Annotated in this window: 16 protein-coding genes and 1 pseudogene; all 17 read left to right on the top strand. The window is 47.9% G+C overall.

Annotation, left to right across the window (positions count from 1 at the left end; all coding sequences use genetic code 11):
- Positions 1-160: 160 nt before the first annotated feature.
- The 17 genes and pseudogenes from FGQ85_RS17180 (at position 161) to FGQ85_RS17090 (ending at position 16,634) form a co-directional block, all read left to right on the top strand.
- Complete coding sequence (locus FGQ85_RS17180; RefSeq protein WP_138310256.1) at positions 161-1,090, top strand: ParB/RepB/Spo0J family partition protein; 930 nt, start codon at positions 161-163, stop codon at positions 1,088-1,090.
- A gap of 11 nt (positions 1,091-1,101) precedes the next feature.
- A complete protein-coding gene (locus tag FGQ85_RS17175; RefSeq protein WP_002589068.1) occupies positions 1,102-1,374 on the top strand; it encodes a DUF5720 family protein in 273 nt (90 codons plus the stop codon).
- A gap of 28 nt (positions 1,375-1,402) precedes the next feature.
- Positions 1,403-1,591, top strand: coding sequence for a hypothetical protein (locus tag FGQ85_RS17170; protein ID WP_006059571.1), 189 nt, complete (start codon positions 1,403-1,405; stop codon positions 1,589-1,591).
- A 67-nt stretch (positions 1,592-1,658) separates the two neighbouring features.
- Entirely contained in the window at positions 1,659-2,537 is an 879-nt protein-coding gene (locus FGQ85_RS17165) for a DUF6017 domain-containing protein (protein WP_002569246.1), read from the top strand.
- 36 nt (positions 2,538-2,573) lie between these two features.
- Entirely contained in the window at positions 2,574-3,320 is a 747-nt protein-coding gene (locus FGQ85_RS17160; RefSeq protein WP_002569245.1) for a phage antirepressor KilAC domain-containing protein, read from the top strand.
- 89 nt (positions 3,321-3,409) lie between these two features.
- Positions 3,410-3,910, top strand: a complete 501-nt coding sequence (locus FGQ85_RS17155) for a PcfB family protein (RefSeq protein WP_138310255.1) — start codon at positions 3,410-3,412, stop codon at positions 3,908-3,910.
- Positions 3,907-6,900 (top strand): DUF4368 domain-containing protein, encoded by a 2,994-nt coding sequence (locus FGQ85_RS17150; protein WP_138374076.1) that lies wholly within the window; start codon positions 3,907-3,909, stop codon positions 6,898-6,900. Before FGQ85_RS17155 ends, FGQ85_RS17150 begins: the two co-directional genes overlap by 4 nt.
- The gene (locus tag FGQ85_RS17145; protein ID WP_002593326.1) at positions 6,897-7,241 is read left to right on the top strand and encodes a TnpV protein; all 345 of its coding nucleotides are present in this window, start codon (positions 6,897-6,899) and stop codon (positions 7,239-7,241) included. The genes FGQ85_RS17150 and FGQ85_RS17145 overlap by 4 nt, the downstream gene beginning before the upstream one ends.
- A gap of 215 nt (positions 7,242-7,456) precedes the next feature.
- Entirely contained in the window at positions 7,457-9,421 is a 1,965-nt protein-coding gene (locus FGQ85_RS17135; protein WP_002593327.1) for a DUF1430 domain-containing protein, read from the top strand.
- A complete protein-coding gene (locus tag FGQ85_RS17130) occupies positions 9,418-10,026 on the top strand; it encodes an ATP-binding cassette domain-containing protein (RefSeq protein ID WP_002593328.1) in 609 nt (202 codons plus the stop codon). The genes FGQ85_RS17135 and FGQ85_RS17130 overlap by 4 nt, the downstream gene beginning before the upstream one ends.
- A gap of 383 nt (positions 10,027-10,409) precedes the next feature.
- A complete protein-coding gene (locus tag FGQ85_RS17120) occupies positions 10,410-10,769 on the top strand; it encodes a DUF3847 domain-containing protein (protein ID WP_015524579.1) in 360 nt (119 codons plus the stop codon).
- A complete protein-coding gene (gene mobQ / locus FGQ85_RS17115; RefSeq protein ID WP_015524580.1) occupies positions 10,735-12,231 on the top strand; it encodes a MobQ family relaxase in 1,497 nt (498 codons plus the stop codon). The genes FGQ85_RS17120 and mobQ overlap by 35 nt, the downstream gene beginning before the upstream one ends.
- Entirely contained in the window at positions 12,228-14,099 is a 1,872-nt protein-coding gene (locus FGQ85_RS17110; RefSeq protein ID WP_021682896.1) for an AAA family ATPase, read from the top strand. The genes mobQ and FGQ85_RS17110 overlap by 4 nt, the downstream gene beginning before the upstream one ends.
- Positions 14,100-14,241: 142 nt before the next feature.
- Complete coding sequence (locus FGQ85_RS17105) at positions 14,242-14,400, top strand: transposon-encoded TnpW family protein (RefSeq protein ID WP_002593332.1); 159 nt, start codon at positions 14,242-14,244, stop codon at positions 14,398-14,400.
- 41 nt (positions 14,401-14,441) lie between these two features.
- A pseudogene (locus FGQ85_RS17100) lies at positions 14,442-15,257 on the top strand (TraM recognition domain-containing protein); the annotation flags it as partial.
- 219 nt (positions 15,258-15,476) lie between these two features.
- On the top strand, positions 15,477-15,695 hold the full coding sequence (locus FGQ85_RS17095; protein WP_003525154.1) for a Maff2 family mobile element protein: 219 nt from the start codon (positions 15,477-15,479) through the stop codon (positions 15,693-15,695).
- Between the two features lie 69 nt (positions 15,696-15,764).
- The gene (locus tag FGQ85_RS17090) at positions 15,765-16,634 is read left to right on the top strand and encodes a VirB6/TrbL-like conjugal transfer protein, CD1112 family (protein WP_138374075.1); all 870 of its coding nucleotides are present in this window, start codon (positions 15,765-15,767) and stop codon (positions 16,632-16,634) included.
- Positions 16,635-16,696 lie beyond the last annotated feature (62 nt).

The following is a 16,696-nucleotide window of genomic DNA, read 5'->3' as shown; positions in this document are numbered from 1 at the left end:
TAAAGCAGATAGCTTATTAAAGTGCGCCTAAAATATCCGGTTATCCACTTTTCATTCCAAAACTCCTTCCCTGTACGAATTTTCCTTGTTTTGCTTCAAGTTTACGAAGGAGTTTCGCAATTACCTACTACTCTTTTATAATACGAGGAGGTATTGAAACTTGAAAAGCAGCGCGAAAAAAATAGAGCTGGCCTCAGTAGATGACCTGTTTTCTACTGAAGAAAGTCGGCAAGACGAGCAACTGGAAAAAATTCAGGAAATTCCCCTATCTGAACTGCATCCGTTCAAGGATCACCCCTTCAAGGTCAAGGATGATGATGCAATGTTAGAAACCGCAGACAGCATCAAAAAGTATGGAGTTTTGGTTCCTGCGATTGCCAGACCACTGCCTGATGGCGGTTATGAGCTGGTAGCCGGTCACAGACGCCGCAGAGCCAGCGAATTGGCCGGAAAAGAAACCATGCCTGTCATTGTGCGCGACTTGGATGACGATGCTGCCACAATTATTATGGTTGACAGCAATTTGCAGCGAGAAAATCTGCTCCCCAGTGAAAGGGCTTTTGCCTACAAAATGAAGCTGGAAGCCATTAAACATCAAGGAGCAAGAACAGACCTGACTTCTGTTCAAGTTGAACAGAAGTTGAGCGCCAGAGACCAGGTGGCAAAAGAAGCCGGTGAACGAAGCGGTATTCAGGTAATGCGATATGTTCGTTTGACTGAGCTGATTCCAGAGCTTTTGGATATGGTGGATGAAAAGAAAATCGCATTTAATCCAGCCTATGAACTCTCTTTTTTGAAACCGGACGAACAGCAAATGCTGGTGGAAACAATGGACTATGAGCAGGCCACCCCTTCTCTTTCTCAGGCTCAGCGAATGAAAAAGTTCAGCCAGGACGGGAAATTGTCAGAAGATGTGATGCTTGCCATCATGTCAGAGGAAAAAAAGGGTGATCTGGATAAAGTGACCTTGAGCAGCGATACCTTGCGAAAGTATTTCCCCAAAAGCTATACACCGGCCAAAATGCAGGAAACCATTATTAAACTGCTGGAACAATGGCAGAAAAAACGCCAACGAGATCAGGAACGATGAAGGGAGAGCCTATGAAAGATATTGCAGCAAGGGAGCTGAAAGGCCACAACATTCTTGCAGTGGAGCGATTTTGGGACAGCACTTGCTGGATGATTGAGTTTACTGTCTTGCGCCCTACTGCTTATGGAGAACCCGGTGACGAAATGAGGCTTTTTCTCACAGAGGACGGGTATCAGTCAGCTCTGCAAAGCCAGCAGCGTCGAGAAATCAAAATTAAGAGATATGCTCATGTTATTGAGGGGCATATTCTCGACTTCAAGCCTAAAAAACACCGTCGTTCATAACCGATACAACGAAAGGAAAGGAATGAATATGTGTACTGTAAGAGAAATCCGAGAAGCTATTCAAGAAGATTGCCGCTCACAGCGTGATATGGAATCCACCGAGATTGACCGTGTTTTTCAAACCTTACCATTTTCTCAGGAAAGGGATCTGTTTGATAAACCACCAATGCCAAAACGCCCCTACCGACGCAAGAAAAAAGATACAGACAGACCCTAACCGCTGCCACAATTCTCTTATGAATTGCGGCTTTTTTCATACCTGAGAAATGAAAGGAGTGAAGTAAATGGCTGTTTTTCGTGTAGAACGCACTGGCGATTACACGGTTATGAGCAATTTCCATCTAAAGGATAAACGGCTTTCTTTGAAGGCAAAGGGGCTCTTGTCACAGATGTTATCTCTGCCTGATGACTGGGATTATACGCTGTCAGGACTCAGCTATATCAATCGAGAAAGCAAAGATGCAATCCGCTCTGCTGTCAATGAGCTTGAAACAGCCGGATACATTCGGCGCAGACAGACAACTGATGCTTCTGGTAAATTCGCAGCCAATGAGTATACCATTTTTGAGCGTCCCATCGAGGGAGAACCGATGTTGGATAAGCCGTCGTCGGAAAACCCGATAACGGTAAACCCGTCAGCGGTAAATCCGTTACCGGAAAATCCAACACAATTAAATACTAAGAAATCAAATACCCAAAAACAAAATACTCATGGATCAAATACCGATTCCATTCCCTTCCGGGAAACAGCGGCGGCAATACCGCCGGAACGGAAAGGAAGGGATGCGATGTCTGTCACAGAGATAGAAAATTATCGGGAATTGATTTTGGAGAATATCGAGTATGACTGTCTGAAGCAGCGTTATCCTCTCTACCTGGATGACCTGAATGAGATTGTAGAGCTATTGGTAGAAACGGTCTGTGCCAAACGAAAGACCACCCGGATCTCTGGTGCGGACTTTCCTCACGAGATTGTACGCTCCCGCTTTTTGAAGCTGGACAGCTCTCACATCGAGTTTGTCATGGACTGTCTGCAAAAGAACACCACCCAGGTACGCAACATCAAGCAGTACCTGCTTGCAGTGCTGTTCAACGCTCCTACCACCATGAATAACCACTACACTTCACTGGTAAATCACGATATGCACGCAGGCGGCTGGTAATCAGCCGCTTTTGTATTACACCAAAGGAGGCACAGCATGAATCAGATTGAAATTTTCAATAGTCCAGAGTTTGGAAGCATTCGAATAGTCGAGGAAAATGGGAAATACCTGTTCTGCGGCGCTGATGTTGCAAAATCGCTGGGGTACAAAGATACAGTAAACGCCCTAAAGACACATTGCAGAGAAGATGGGGTGGCGTTTTACCACCTCACCGATAATTTGGGGCGTGAACAGAAAGCTAAATTCATCAGTGAAGGAAATCTGTATCGTTTGATTGTCCACAGTAAATTGCCATCAGCAGAACGATTTGAGCAATGGGTCTTTGACGAGGTTCTTCCTACCATTCGCAAGCATGGGGCCTATCTCACAAAAGAAAAGCTATGGGAAGTAGCTACTTCACCGGAGGCGCTGCTCAAGCTCTGCTCGGATCTTCTGGCTGAGCGAGAGGAGAATGTATCTCTGCGCATAGCAAACGCACAGCTGGAGGGTAAAGCCGCTTTCTATGACCTGTTCATTGATTTGGAGCATAGCACCAATCTCAGAACTACTGCCAAAGAGCTTGATGTACCGGAACGCCGCTTTGTCCGATTTCTTCTGGAAAAGCGTTTTGTGTACCGCACTGCGTCCGGCAATGTACTGCCCTATGCAAAGCCAGCCAATGAAGGGCTGTTTTGTGTAAAGGACTACTGCAATCACGGACATACCGGTTCTTATACGCTGATAACTCCGCAAGGCAAGCTGTATTTTGCCGAACTGCGAGACAGTATCCTGATGGTGATATGATAAATCACTATTTTCTCCGGCGGCTGGTGGTCCCGCCTTAGAAATAAATGCACCACCCCTGCACATTTTGTGGAAAGGAGGCGATGAAAATGCAGGAAGAAGTGGAAAACAGGACTTTAACGCTGGTTGTCAGCGGAACAAAGTTCACCGGCAGGCTGCTCAAAGCCGCCATTAGCAAGTACATGGCCCACTGCAAGGAAAAGAAGCTGCAAAAGCAGAGAAGCCGTGACGCCCCTGTGACACCCCACGGCAAACAGACCGTCAAGCAGCTCATTGGTCAGAATCAGGGGATCTCCAATATCGAGATCACAGACCCTTCCATCAAGGAATTTGAGAAGATCGCCCGGAAATATGGTGTGGATTATGCGGTGAAGAAAGACCGCAGCAGCTCCCCGCCCAAGTACCTGATCTTTTTCAAAGGCCGTGACGCCGATGCGCTGACCGCTGCATTTACCGAGTACACCAGCAAAAAGGTCAAGAAGGCCAAGAAAACGGAACGCCCGTCTGTGCTAGCAAAACTCAGTCAGTTCAAAGAGATGATCAAAAATGCCGTGGTGGACCGCACCAAGCGAAAGGAGCTGGAACGATGAAAAAGCAGTTTGACATCAAAAAGCTCGTTTTGCTGAACCTGCCTTATCTCCTGATGGGGCTGTTTGCTACTAACTTTGGGGAGGCATGGCGACTGGCTCAGGGGGCAAATGCTTCGGAGAAATTCCTTTCCCTGTTTGCTGTCCTGCCTGGGGCGCTGCAAAGTTTCTGGCCCAGCCTGCATCCGTTGGATCTGCTGGTGGGGCTGTGCTGCGGTGCTGGCCTGCGTCTGGCGGTGTATCTCAAAAGTAAAAACGCCAAGAAGTACCGTCACGGCATGGAGTATGGCTCTGCCCGTTGGGGAACCCGTGAGGATATTGCTCCCTACATCGACCCGGTGTTCCAGAACAATGTGATTCTGACCAAAACCGAAAGCCTGACCATGAACAGCCGCCCCAAGGACCCAAAGACCGCCAGAAACAAAAATGTGCTGGTGATCGGCGGCTCCGGTTCCGGTAAGACCCGCTTCTGGCTCAAACCGAATTTGATGCAGATGCACAGTTCTTATGTGGTCACAGACCCGAAGGGAACCATTTTGGTGGAGTGCGGGAAAATGCTCCAAAGGGGCGCACCCAAACTGGGAAAGGACGGAAAGCCCATGAAGGATAAGCACGGCAAGGTCATTTATGAGCCGTACCGCATCAAGGTCCTCAATACCATCAACTTCCGAAAATCAATGCACTATAACCCTTTCGCCTATATCCATAGCGAAAAGGACATCTTGAAGCTGGTCACAACGCTGATCGCCAATACCAAAGGCGAAGGCAAGGCCGGGGACGATTTTTGGGTCAAAGCAGAGACCTTGCTGTATTGCGCGCTGATTGGGTATATCCACTATGAGGCCCCGGTAGAGGAGCAGAATTTCTCTACCCTCATCGAGTTCATCAACGCCATGGAAGTCCGGGAGGATGACGAGGAGTTCAAAAACCCCGTAGACCTGATGTTTGATGCACTGGAAGCCGAGAAGCCCAACCACTTCGCCGTCCGTCAGTACAAGAAGTACAAGCTGGCTGCCGGTGTTGTATGCTCTAAAAGACTTCTTAATCAAGCGGTTGGGAAGTCTCTTAGAACACACAACCTAAAACCGAAGAAAGGAGCGCAAGTTATGAGAAAAAATGAGAAAATCACAGCTCTGTACGAACGACTGAGCCGTGATGACTTTGGCAAAGATGATGACCAACAGCGTGAGAGCAATTCCATATCCAATCAAAAGGCAATGTTGGAGGAGTTCGCCGCACGGCAGGGCTTTACAAACATTGTCCATTTCACGGACGATGGCATTAGTGGTACTTGCTTTGACCGTCCCGGATTTTTAGCAATGATGAAAGAAGTGGAAGCCGGGAATGTGGAGTATTTGTGCATCAAGGACATGAGCCGCATGGGTCGTGACTATCTGAAAGTCGGTCAGATTATGGAAATCCTGCGTCAGCGTGGCGTTCGCCTTATCGCCATCAATGACGGCGTGGACAGTGCCAGAGGGGACGATGATTTTACCCCTTTCCGCAACATTATGAACGAATACTACGCCAGAGACACCAGCCGTAAAATCCGTTCCACTTTCCAGTCCAAAGGCAAGTCCGGCAAGCACCTCACAGGCACGGTCATTTACGGCTATCTTTGGAACGAAGCCAGAGACCAATGGTTGGTTGACCCCGAAGCCGCCGAGGTGGTCAAGCGCATCTTTGCCATGACGATTGACGGCTACGGTCCGTATCAGATCGCCAGCAAGCTGAAAGAAGAAAAAGTCCTCATTCCGTCCGCTTACCTTGCCCGGCACGGCGAGGGCGTGAACAAAAATAAGACCTTCAAAGATGTGTACGGCTGGGGTTCTTCCACCATCTGCAACATTCTTGAAAAGCGTGAATATCTGGGACACACCATCAACTTCAAGACCCGAAAGCACTTCAAGGACAAGAAAAGCCATTATGTCCCGGAGGACGAATGGACAATTTTCGAGAATACCCATGAAGCTATCATTGACCAGCAGACCTTTGACCTTGTGCAGAAAATCCGTGGGAATGTCAGACGCTACCCGGACGGCTGGGGCGAAGCAGCTCCCCTCACAGGCTTGCTTTATTGTGCCGATTGCGGCGGCAAGATGTATGTCCACCGTACCAACAACGGCAAGCGTATTTCTCAATATACCTGTTCCCAATACAGCAAAGTCCCAGTTGGAAAGCTCTGCACGACACAGCACCGTATCAATGAAGATGTGGTACTGTCCCTTGTTTCCGAAATGCTCAAAGCTATTGCCGAGTATGCGAAGCATGACAGAGCCGAGTTTGTCCGAGTGGTGCAGGAAGCGCAGTCCAGCCAGCAGACGGCAGAGGTCAAGAAACAGCGGATACGCCTTGCCACCGCAAAGCAGAGAGTTTCCGAGCTGGAAGTCCTGCTCTGCAAAATCTATGAGGACAACATTTTAGGAAAGCTGTCTGACAGCAGATATGCCACTCTGGACGCTCAATATGAAAAGGAGCAGACCGAGCTTACCGCTGAAATCTCTGTTCTGGAAAAGGCTATCAAGAGCTACGAGAAGCACGAAAAGGACGCTGACCGTTTTATCGCTCTGATTGACAAGTATGAGAACTTCGACAAGCTGACGATTGCCATGCTCAATGAGTTTATTGAGAAAATCCTTGTGCATGAGCGTGACCGCAAGGGCAGTATTCAGACCACACAGGAGGTCGAGATTTACTTCAATTTCGTGGGTCGTTTCGTTCCCCCTGCGTTTGGCGAAGTGGAGCTTACCCCGGAGGAATTAGAGGAAATCCGCAAGCGTGAGGAACGCAAGGACAGGCTCCACCAGAACTACTTGAAGCGGAAAGCCAGCGGAGCACAGAAGCGATACGAGGACAAAATCAAAAAGCGGAAAAAGGCAGAAATCGAAGCCAAGAAAGCCGCCATTCGTGCGGAGGACATTGCAAAGGGCGTGTTCGTCCCTGTCAGCAGTTTACCGCAGAGAGAGCCGATGAAAGGAGTACAAACAGCATGAATATCACTTACACACAGAACGGCGATTATCTTATCCCAAACATCATTATCCGCAAGACCAAGCCCCTCGGACACTACGGCAGACTTCGCAAGGCGTATCTGGAAATGCACCGTCCGATACTGTTCAATGAGCTGGTGCTATCCGACAAGCTCTTTGAGCATTGCGCCGAGATTGACGAAACAGCACGAAACCGCATGGAGCTGATCGTGCGGTCACTGGCAGAGCAAAACGGCGTGACCGAGCAACTGAAAGCCGAAAACCAAATGGAATGGGTGCGGCAGATGAACGCTTGCAAGGCACAGGCAGAGGAGATTGTGAAAGTGGAATTGATTTATGATTGAGCGAGGAAGTCCGGGCAGAAAACTGTTCGGACTTTTCTCATGTAGTCCAAAGTTGCGGTAGAATTGTTCACGAGTTTTATGGTACAATTTATGCGAATAAAGAAAACGGAAAATTAGAATCTAACAAGAGAATGTGGTTGTATGAAAAAATCCATATTAGTATTTTGGGCAATCGTGTGTCTGTTACCTATTCAAAGGAGGTTTAAGAATTTTAAATGAAACATATAAGAAATATATTGCTGTTGATTACGATTATTTTTGCTTTTGTTATGCAAGCTGAAGTATATCAAAATATGCTCTGGAACTTTAATGGTGCTTATTATTTATCGTCCAGATACACAACTACTAATGACGATATGGATTCATTTTTAGCCAATGCAGAAGATACAGCTGAGAAGCATGGTGTTCATATTTTTTCGACTTTTAATCAGAGAGTTTCTAATTATCAGACAAGACTTTATATTTATGGTGATGATACCGTTGTTCGGGATAGTCTTAAAAGCACAATGGATATTGAGGAAAAAACATATACGGCTTTGATAGGCGGAATCACCGTAATAGAATTTGAAGATTTTAGAGAAGCAAAAAACACAGGCAATGGACAGGAAATAATGGTCAGCTATATCGGTGACGATGATGACATTATTGCCACATATCAAGATTTGGCAAAAGAATATTCTATATCGCAGCCAGAGTTTTGGCAATCAACCGAAACTGATATGATGTTCATTGTTTGGGGCCTGGTTGCCATATTGATGATTGTACTTAATATGATTGAGGTGATACGCAGACAAAAGGAAGTAGTTGTACGAGCTTCTCTGGGCGAAAATGCTGCTGTGATTGCTCTAAAAGCTGTAGTGGCTGATATGATTTCATATGCTGCATTATTCGTCTTAGCAAAGTTGCTTGTTTCTCAATTTATATCGGGAGCGTATGAAGATCATCTCATTTTGGCAGTGTATTGTGCCGGAGCAGTTCTTTCCGTAATTCCTTATGCTGCTTTTGTCCGCTTTGATGTAAAAAAAGCCTTTGCCAATGCTTCAGATAAAAAAGGTATGTTTTATCTTCTGAACGGTCTTAAAGTATTTGCTACTGCTATGACGATTTTTACAATAACTACAAATCTCAGTAGCATTCAAGGTAATTTACTTACAAACACTACTCTTTTAGAAAATCATTATAATGATTACTATTTTGGAGTTATGCAGATTGAACCTCCTTTTGAAGAAAATGAGGAGGAATCCAAAGAGAGCGAATTTTGGAATGACCTTTACGAAAATGAATACAACACTATAAATCCGGTGGTCTGCATAGGCAGCCGGATAAGCGATACGGATAATTATATTTTTGTAAATCATAATGCCAGAGATATGCTGCAAGGGTTTTCTGATATGCTTACTGAAGATGATGAAAAAGAGGATATCGTGGTCTTCGTGCCAAAGGGAAAAAATGCGGAATCATACAAAGATATCGCAAAAGAGGAAATTGACTCTCTTACCCAAAATGCAGAAGAACTGCGTGTTGTTTATAAAGAATATTCTGGCAGAGAGCAATTTTATTATCTCAATTCGAACAGAGAAGAGGCTATTGACGGATTGTCAAGAGCAACAAATCCGATTGTTATTTATCAGGCAAATGAGGCTGTTGCTTTGAATGGAAGTTATATCGAAACAGGAACATATAATGGTGAGGTGATCTACGGATGCGATGAAAGCACAATTCGTAATGCTGCGAAAAAATATGCAGAACAGCTTGGTCCACACTATTTTATGCTGACGAATGTCGGGGAGGATTATACTTATAGTCATAGTTTCCTCGTGAAACTGATTGGCTTTATAAGCTCTCTTTGCGTATTAGTATTGCTGTTAGATATCGCTATCATCATATCTGAAGTGAAAATGGAATTTAGACTTAATGCGATGGAAATCTCCCTCAAAAAGGTTTTGGGCTATCGCTTTTATGAAAGGCACAAAAGATTTATTTCCGTTAATCTCTTAGAAAATATAGCCGTTGTGATATTGATTTGCATTGTTTCGCTTTTTATATCTAACGCAAGTGTCGGGATTGCTTTACTGGTTGGAGCATTGCTCACCATTATTGAAATGGCAATCATTTTCACAAATGTTATGTGGGTTGAAAAAACAAATATCTCAAAGTCCTTGAAAGGTGGATGTTTATGATTATAATTCGTGGCTTAAATAAAGCATTTGGAGAGAAAATAATTTTCTCCAACTTTAATTTGGAAATTCCGGATGGAAGTTTTGTAGTAATCAGCGGGGATAGCGGCAGTGGAAAAAGCACTTTGCTCAATATGATTGGTGGTATCGAAAAGCCGGATAGCGGCAGTATCATAATCGAAGGGCTGAATATTACCCGGCTTAAAAATAAAAACAGTTTTTTTGCGGATACAGTGGGGTTTCTTTTTCAGAATTTTGCACTGCTTGAAAATAAGACAGTTAAAGAAAATTTAAGTTTGATTAAAAAATCAAGCCGAACTAAAGTATCACTTAAAGAAGCTCTTAATCGTGTGGGGTTATCAAAGGAAGTTAACAAAAAAGTTTATCAGCTTTCCGGTGGTGAACAACAGAGAGTTGCTTTAGCTCGTCTTATGATGAAAAAATGTTCTGTTGTTTTGGCAGATGAACCTACTGGCTCACTTGACAAGAAAAATAGAGATATTGTTATGAGGTTATTGCACGAACTCAATGAAGAAGGTAAAACGGTTATCATTGTTACCCACGATCAGGGTATTATTGAAGATGAACCTTATGTTGTGAAAATCTGAGAGTACCTCTTAGAAATGTCTTGATCTACATTTTATGTAATTTGGGTCAGAAGAAAATCCCTTTAGGAACTAAAGGGCGCACTTCTATACTCTCCTATCGGGAGTATCGTGCGTCCTGCGGAGCTTCATTCTCCGTCAGCAGAAGAAAACTGCTTGACCGAGAATGTTGCGTCACTTCGTTCCGTCAAGGTGGCTACACCCCCTTGCGCCGCTAAAGCGGCTATCCCTTGTGGACTTGCCGTCCGCAAACAGCATAAAATGCTGTTCGCCGCCAGCAAGTTTGAAAAACTGAATACCGAAAAACTGACCGTTGACTGGTCGCACTATGCGAAAAGTTGACGGTCTTTTTTTATCCCAAAAATCAAAAAAGGAGGTCAATCACAATGACAAAACCGAAAACCCTTGAACAGCTCCGAGCCGAAAAGGAACGAGCCGAGACGCAGCTTGCACAGGAGAAGCACAAGCTCAACCGTCTTGAGAACAGAAAGAAATATCTGGAGAAAGGCGAAAGGCAGAAACGCACCCATCGTCTTTGCAATCTGGGCGGCACGATTGAGAGCCTTGCCCCGGAGGTCAAAGATCTCACACGCACCGAAATGACAGAGCTGATGGAGTACATCTTTTCTCTGTCCGAAGTCCAGCGAGCCGTCCGTCACATGGCGATTACTCACACCAACCAAGCGAACAGAGAAAAGGAGTTGAAAGCCGATGGCACTATTTCATCTGAGCGTCACGCAGACTAAGCGAAGCGCAGGACAGTCCGCTATTGCTTCTGCCGCCTACCGTGCCGGGGAGCGATTGTATAGCGAGTATTACGGCGAATACAGCGACTACACCCGCAAGGGCGGCGTGATCTGCTCTGACATTCTCTTGCCGTCCCATGCACCGCCAGAATACGCAGACCGCCAGACCCTATGGAACGCCGTGGAAAAAGCCGAGCGTGGAAAGAACGCCCAGCTTGCATACAGCTTTGACATTGCCTTGCAGAATGAATTTTCCCTTGAGGAAAACATCGCTCTTGCAAGGCGATTTTTATTGGAGAACTTTGTGAGCCGGGGCATGGTGGTTGACTTCGCCGTACACCAGCCAGACCGGGAGGACGGCGGCATACCAAACCCACACTTCCATGTGCTTTGTCCCATCCGCCCCATCGAGCAGGACGGTAAATGGGGGCTAAAGCAACGACGAGTGTACGAGCTGGACGAGGACGGAAATCGTATCAGAGACCAGAACGGCGAGTATGTTTTCAATGCCGTTCCCACTACCGACTGGGGCAGTCCCGAAACGCTGGAACATTGGCGGCAGACATGGGCGGAGCTATGCAATGCCAAGTTTGCGGAAAAAGGGCTTGATGTTCGTATCGACCACCGCAGCTATGAACGGCAAGGCGTGGATTTACTTCCCACTATCCATGAAGGCGCAACCGTCCGGGCAATGGAGAAGAAAGGTATCCGCACCGAGAAAGGCGAGTTCAACCGCTGGATCAAAGCCACCAACGCCGTGATCCGGGACATCAAGAAGAAAATCACTTCGCTTATGGGCTGGATAGCGGATATGAAAGCCGAGCTTGCCAAGCCACAGGCACCCGACCTTGTTTCTCTGCTGAACGCCTATTACACCCAGCGCAAAGCCGGGGCGTATTCCCAGAAAGGCAAAATCAGCAACCTAAAGGAGATGAACGATACTTTCAATTATCTCCGGGCAAACGGCATTTACTCCCTTGAGGATTTGGAACGCCGTGTCAGCGAACACAGTGCTGCCACAGAGAGTTTGAAGAAAACGCTGGACGAACAGACCGCCCGAATGAAAGCAATTAAGCAGCTCTATGACAGCTCCGCTGCTTTCCAGAGCTTGAAGCCTGTCTATGACGGCTTGCAGAAAATCAAGTTTGAGAAGCCCAGAGCCAAGTACAAGGCAGAGCATGAAGCGGAACTGAAACAGTTCTACGCCGCCAGACGCAAGCTGACCGGAGAGTTCCCGGACGGCAAGGTGGATATGAAAAAGCTGACCGAAGAGTATGACGAGCTGGAACAGGCGCACAACACCACCTATGGCGAGTTTAAGACTGTCAGAGACGATTTACACCGTCTTTGGAAGGTCAAGTCATGTGTAGATACTGCCGCCCGATTTAACGAGCGTACAGAGGAACAAATGCACCAAAATCGACCCCAAACACGACACAAAAAGGAGGAACTATCCCGATGAATTATACCCAAGCGCAGATTGACCGGGCAAACGCCGTCAGTCTGGAAGATTTTCTCCGCACACAGGGAGAGACGCTAATCAAAAGCGGACGAGAATACCGCTGGAAAGAACATGACAGCTTGACCGTCCGTGGAAACAAGTGGTTTCGACACAGCCAGAGCAAGGGCGGCTATCCCATTGATTTTGTCATGGAGTTTTACGGCAAGTCCTTTCCCGAAGCCGTCCAGCTTCTGACCGGCGAAAGCGGCGAGGGGCAGACCGAAGCCGCCACAGCACCGCCCACAGCGTTTCACTTGCCCTTGCACAACAGAACAGCCGACAGAGCAATTCAATATCTTTGCGAAAGCCGAGGTCTCAACAAAACGCTTGTTGAGGCTTTTCTTCTTTCCGGGGATATTTACGAGGACGCAAAGCGGCACAATGCTGTGTTTGTCGGCAGAGACCGAAGCGGTACGCCGAGATACGCCCATGTGCGAGGAACGGCAGACCCATTCAGACAGGACATTGCCGGGTCTGACAAATCCTATCCGTTCCACTATGAGGGAAACGGCAACCAGCTCTTTGTCTTTGAAGCACCGATTGACCTTTTGTCCTTTATCTGCCTTTATCCGCAGGACTGGCAGACAAGGAGCTACCTTGCCCTGGGCGGCGTTTCAGGCAAAGCCCTTGACCGTTTCCTTTCTGAACGCAAGGACACCCGAAAAGTGTTCCTCTGCCTTGACAGCGACACCGCAGGAAGTGAAGCCTGCACCCGGCTGGCACAGGACATTCCCGGCGAGATCGCCGTCATTCGCCTTGTCCCGGCAAGGAAAGACTGGAACGATGTTCTCCGTCAGCAAGGGGACATTCCCAGCCGCAAATTCATAGCCGAGACAATCACGATGCGAGAGCTGCCCACCGCCCAGCCTGTCCCAATGCTCCGTATGGCTGATGTGGAGCTGACGAGCGTGGATTGGCTATGGTTTCCGTATATCCCATTTGGAAAGCTGACCATCATACAGGGCAACCCCGGCGAGGGCAAGACCTACTTTGCCATGCGTCTTGCGGCGGCTTGCACCAACCGAAAGCCCTTGCCCGGTATGGAAACCCTTGAGCCTTTCAACATCATCTACCAGACCGCAGAGGACGGCCTGGGCGATACCGTCAAGCCCCGACTGATGGAAGCGGAAGCAGACCTTGAAAGAGTGCTTGTCATTGACGATAGGGACACACCGCTGACCCTTGCCGATGAGCGCATAGCAAGGGCAATCCGGGAAAACAACGCAAGGCTGGTTATCATTGACCCGGTACAGGCGTTTCTGGGCGCAGATGTGGACATGAACAGGGCAAACGAGGTGCGCCCGATATTCCGCAGTCTGGGAGACATTGCACAGGCTACCGGGTGCGCTATCGTGCTGATTGGACACCTGAACAAAGCCGCAGGAACGCAAAGCACCTACCGGGGATTGGGGTCTATCGACATTACGGCGGCAGTCCGCAGTCTGCTCTTTATCGGTAAGCTGAAGGACAGCCCCACAACAAGGGTGCTTATCCATGAGAAAAGCTCCCTTGCGCCGCCCGGACAGTCCCTTGCCTTTTCTCTGGGAGACGAGAAAGGCTTTGAATGGATAGGAGCTTATGACATTACCGCTGACGAGCTTCTTGCCGGGACGGACACCGCCAAGACCGAAAGCAAGACCGCACAGGCGCAAATGCTCATTCTGGAACTGCTTGCAGATGGAAAGCGTATGCCGAGCGCAGAGCTGGAAAAGGCAGTCAATGAGCGTGGGATTTCCTCACGCACCATGAGAACGGCAAAGAGCCGTATCGGGGACAGACTTGTGACCGAGAAAGACGGCACCGCATGGGTCTGCTATCTCCGAAACTGACAACAGGAACACGGCAAGCGTGGCAAAGACGGCAAGGGTTTTATAGATACCTTAATGTTGCCGCCTTGCCTTGTTCCCTCATACTGACACCGCCCGATGATGAACAGTCACCGGGCATTTTTCATTTACAGGAGGATTTTGAATGAACAATACCGCAACCAACAGTACCCCTTGCCCGACTGTGAGAAAGCAGATCGGCAAGACAACCTATATCGTCCGTGTGCATTTCAGCGAGACCGCCAAGGAGACAATGGAGGACAAAATCAAGCGTCTGCTCCGTGAGGAAGTCCGCAAAATGTGACTTCTTTTTGAATTTGATGAAAAAGTCCTTGACTTTTCGTCTCTGGAAAAACAGCCAAGTCGATTTTGATTTCCTGCGGCGCTCGCCTTGCCGTGTTCGACATTGCAGAGTTGCGTGAGGTCACGGCTTATGATGAGCTGGAGCTGGATACTCTGGGAGACAGGAAAACTGCCCTGTTCCTCATCATGAGTGACACTGATGACAGCTTTAATTTCCTTATATCCATGTGTTATACCCAGCTGTTTAACCTGCTCTGCGAAAAGGCCGACGATGTGTACGACGGCAGACTGCCGGTTCATGTGCGCTGTCTGATCGACGAGTGCGCCAACATTGGCCAGATACCCAAGTTGGAAAAGCTGGTGGCCACCATCCGAAGCCGTGAGATCTCCGCCTGTCTGGTGTTGCAGGCGCAGAGTCAGCTCAAGGCGATTTATAAGGATAACGCAGATACCATTATCGGAAACATGGATACTTCCATCTTTCTGGGCGGTAAGGAGCCGACCACTCTCAAGGAGCTGGCCGCCGTGCTGGGTAAGGAAACCATCGACACCTACAACACCGGAGAGAGCCGTGGGAGGGAAACATCCCATTCACTCAACTATCAAAAATTGGGGAAAGAGCTGATGAGCCAGGATGAGCTTGCTGTTATGGATGGCGGCAAGTGTATCCTCCAGCTGCGCGGTGTGCGTCCTTTCCTTTCGGATAAGTACGACATCACCAAGCACCCCAATTTCAAGTACACTGCCGACGCGGATGACAAGAACGCTTTTGATATTGAAGCATTCTTGTCCGCAAGGCTGAAACTCAAGCCCAATGAGGTCTGCGATGTATATGAAGTAGACACAAAGGGCGCTTAATTTCGTTCCGCTTTAGAAGGGAGTGATCTTATCTATTCGCCGCATCTGCCCTCTATGGGCCATTGGCGTACAAAGCGGACAATCGCGAGAAAAAATAATGAAAAAGGAGGACAGCCGGAATCATGCCCCCGGAAACCGGGCGGCAGATTGTTCCGGCTTTTGTATGCCTATGAAACATGACAAACCTATTTTTTAATCAGATTCCGGCTAACAAACTATATGGCATTTTTTGAACAGGCAATCACCGTTCTTCAGACCCTCGTTATCGCGCTCGGTGCCGGTCTCGGTATCTGGGGCGTTATCAACCTGCTGGAAGGTTACGGCAACGACAACCCCGGCGCCAAGAGCCAGGGCATGAAGCAGCTCATGGCCGGTGCTGGTGTAGCCGTGGTAGGCATGGTCCTTGTACCTCTGCTCTCCGGGCTTTTCTCTGTCTAAGCGTCTCCGTATGAAATCCTTGCCGCTCCCGCAGTTTTGCGGGGGCGGCGGAAAGGAGGTTGACACCGTATGGATTTCTTACTTGAAGCCCTGACAAATTGGCTGAAAGAAATGCTGGTGGGCGGCATTATGAGCAACCTTTCGGGGATGTTTGACAGTGTAAACCAGCAGGTCGCGGATATATCCGTACAGGTAGGCCAGACCCCACAGGGATGGAATGGCAGTATTTTCAGCATGATTGAGAATCTGTCCAACTCCATCATGGTGCCGATTGCAGGCGTGATCCTGGCTATCGTGATGACCGTAGACCTGATCCAGATGATCGCAGACAAGAACAACCTGCATGATGTGGACACCTGGATGATTTTCAAGTGGGTGTTCAAATCAGCCGCTGCCATCCTCATTGTCACAAATACATGGAATATCGTGATGGGCGTCTTTGATATGGCGCAGAGCGTAGTGGCGCAGGCGGCAGGGATTATCAATTCGGATGCGTCCATTGACATTTCCTCAGTTATGACCGATCTGGAACCGAGGCTGATGGAAATGGATCTGGGACCGCTGTTCGGACTGTGGTTCCAATCCCTCTTTATTGGCATTACCATGTGGGCGTTGTATATCTGTATCTTTATCGTGATTTATGGCCGTATGATTGAAATTTACCTTGTGACATCCGTTGCGCCCATCCCCATGGCTGCCATGATGGGCAAGGAATGGGGCGGCATGGGCCAGAACTATCTGCGCTCCCTGCTGGCGCTGGGCTTTCAGGCGTTTCTCATCATCGTCTGCGTGGCAATTTATGCTGTGCTGGTGCAGAACATCGCTCTGGAAGATGACATCATCATGGCGATCTGGAGCTGCGTGGGCTACACCGTACTGCTATGTTTTACGCTGTTCAAAACCGGCAGTCTCGCAAAATCAGTCTTTAATGCCGGGTAATTAGTTATGCCGATAAATATGTGATGAAGCCTGTAAAATCGCCATGCTAAACAAAAAGTATC

It is taken from the genome of Pseudoflavonifractor sp. BSD2780061688st1 E11, assembly GCF_005844125.1.
GTDB classification, from domain to species: Bacteria; Bacillota; Clostridia; order Lachnospirales; family Lachnospiraceae; genus Sellimonas; species Sellimonas catena.
This window is presented reverse-complemented; position numbering and strand designations above follow the sequence as displayed.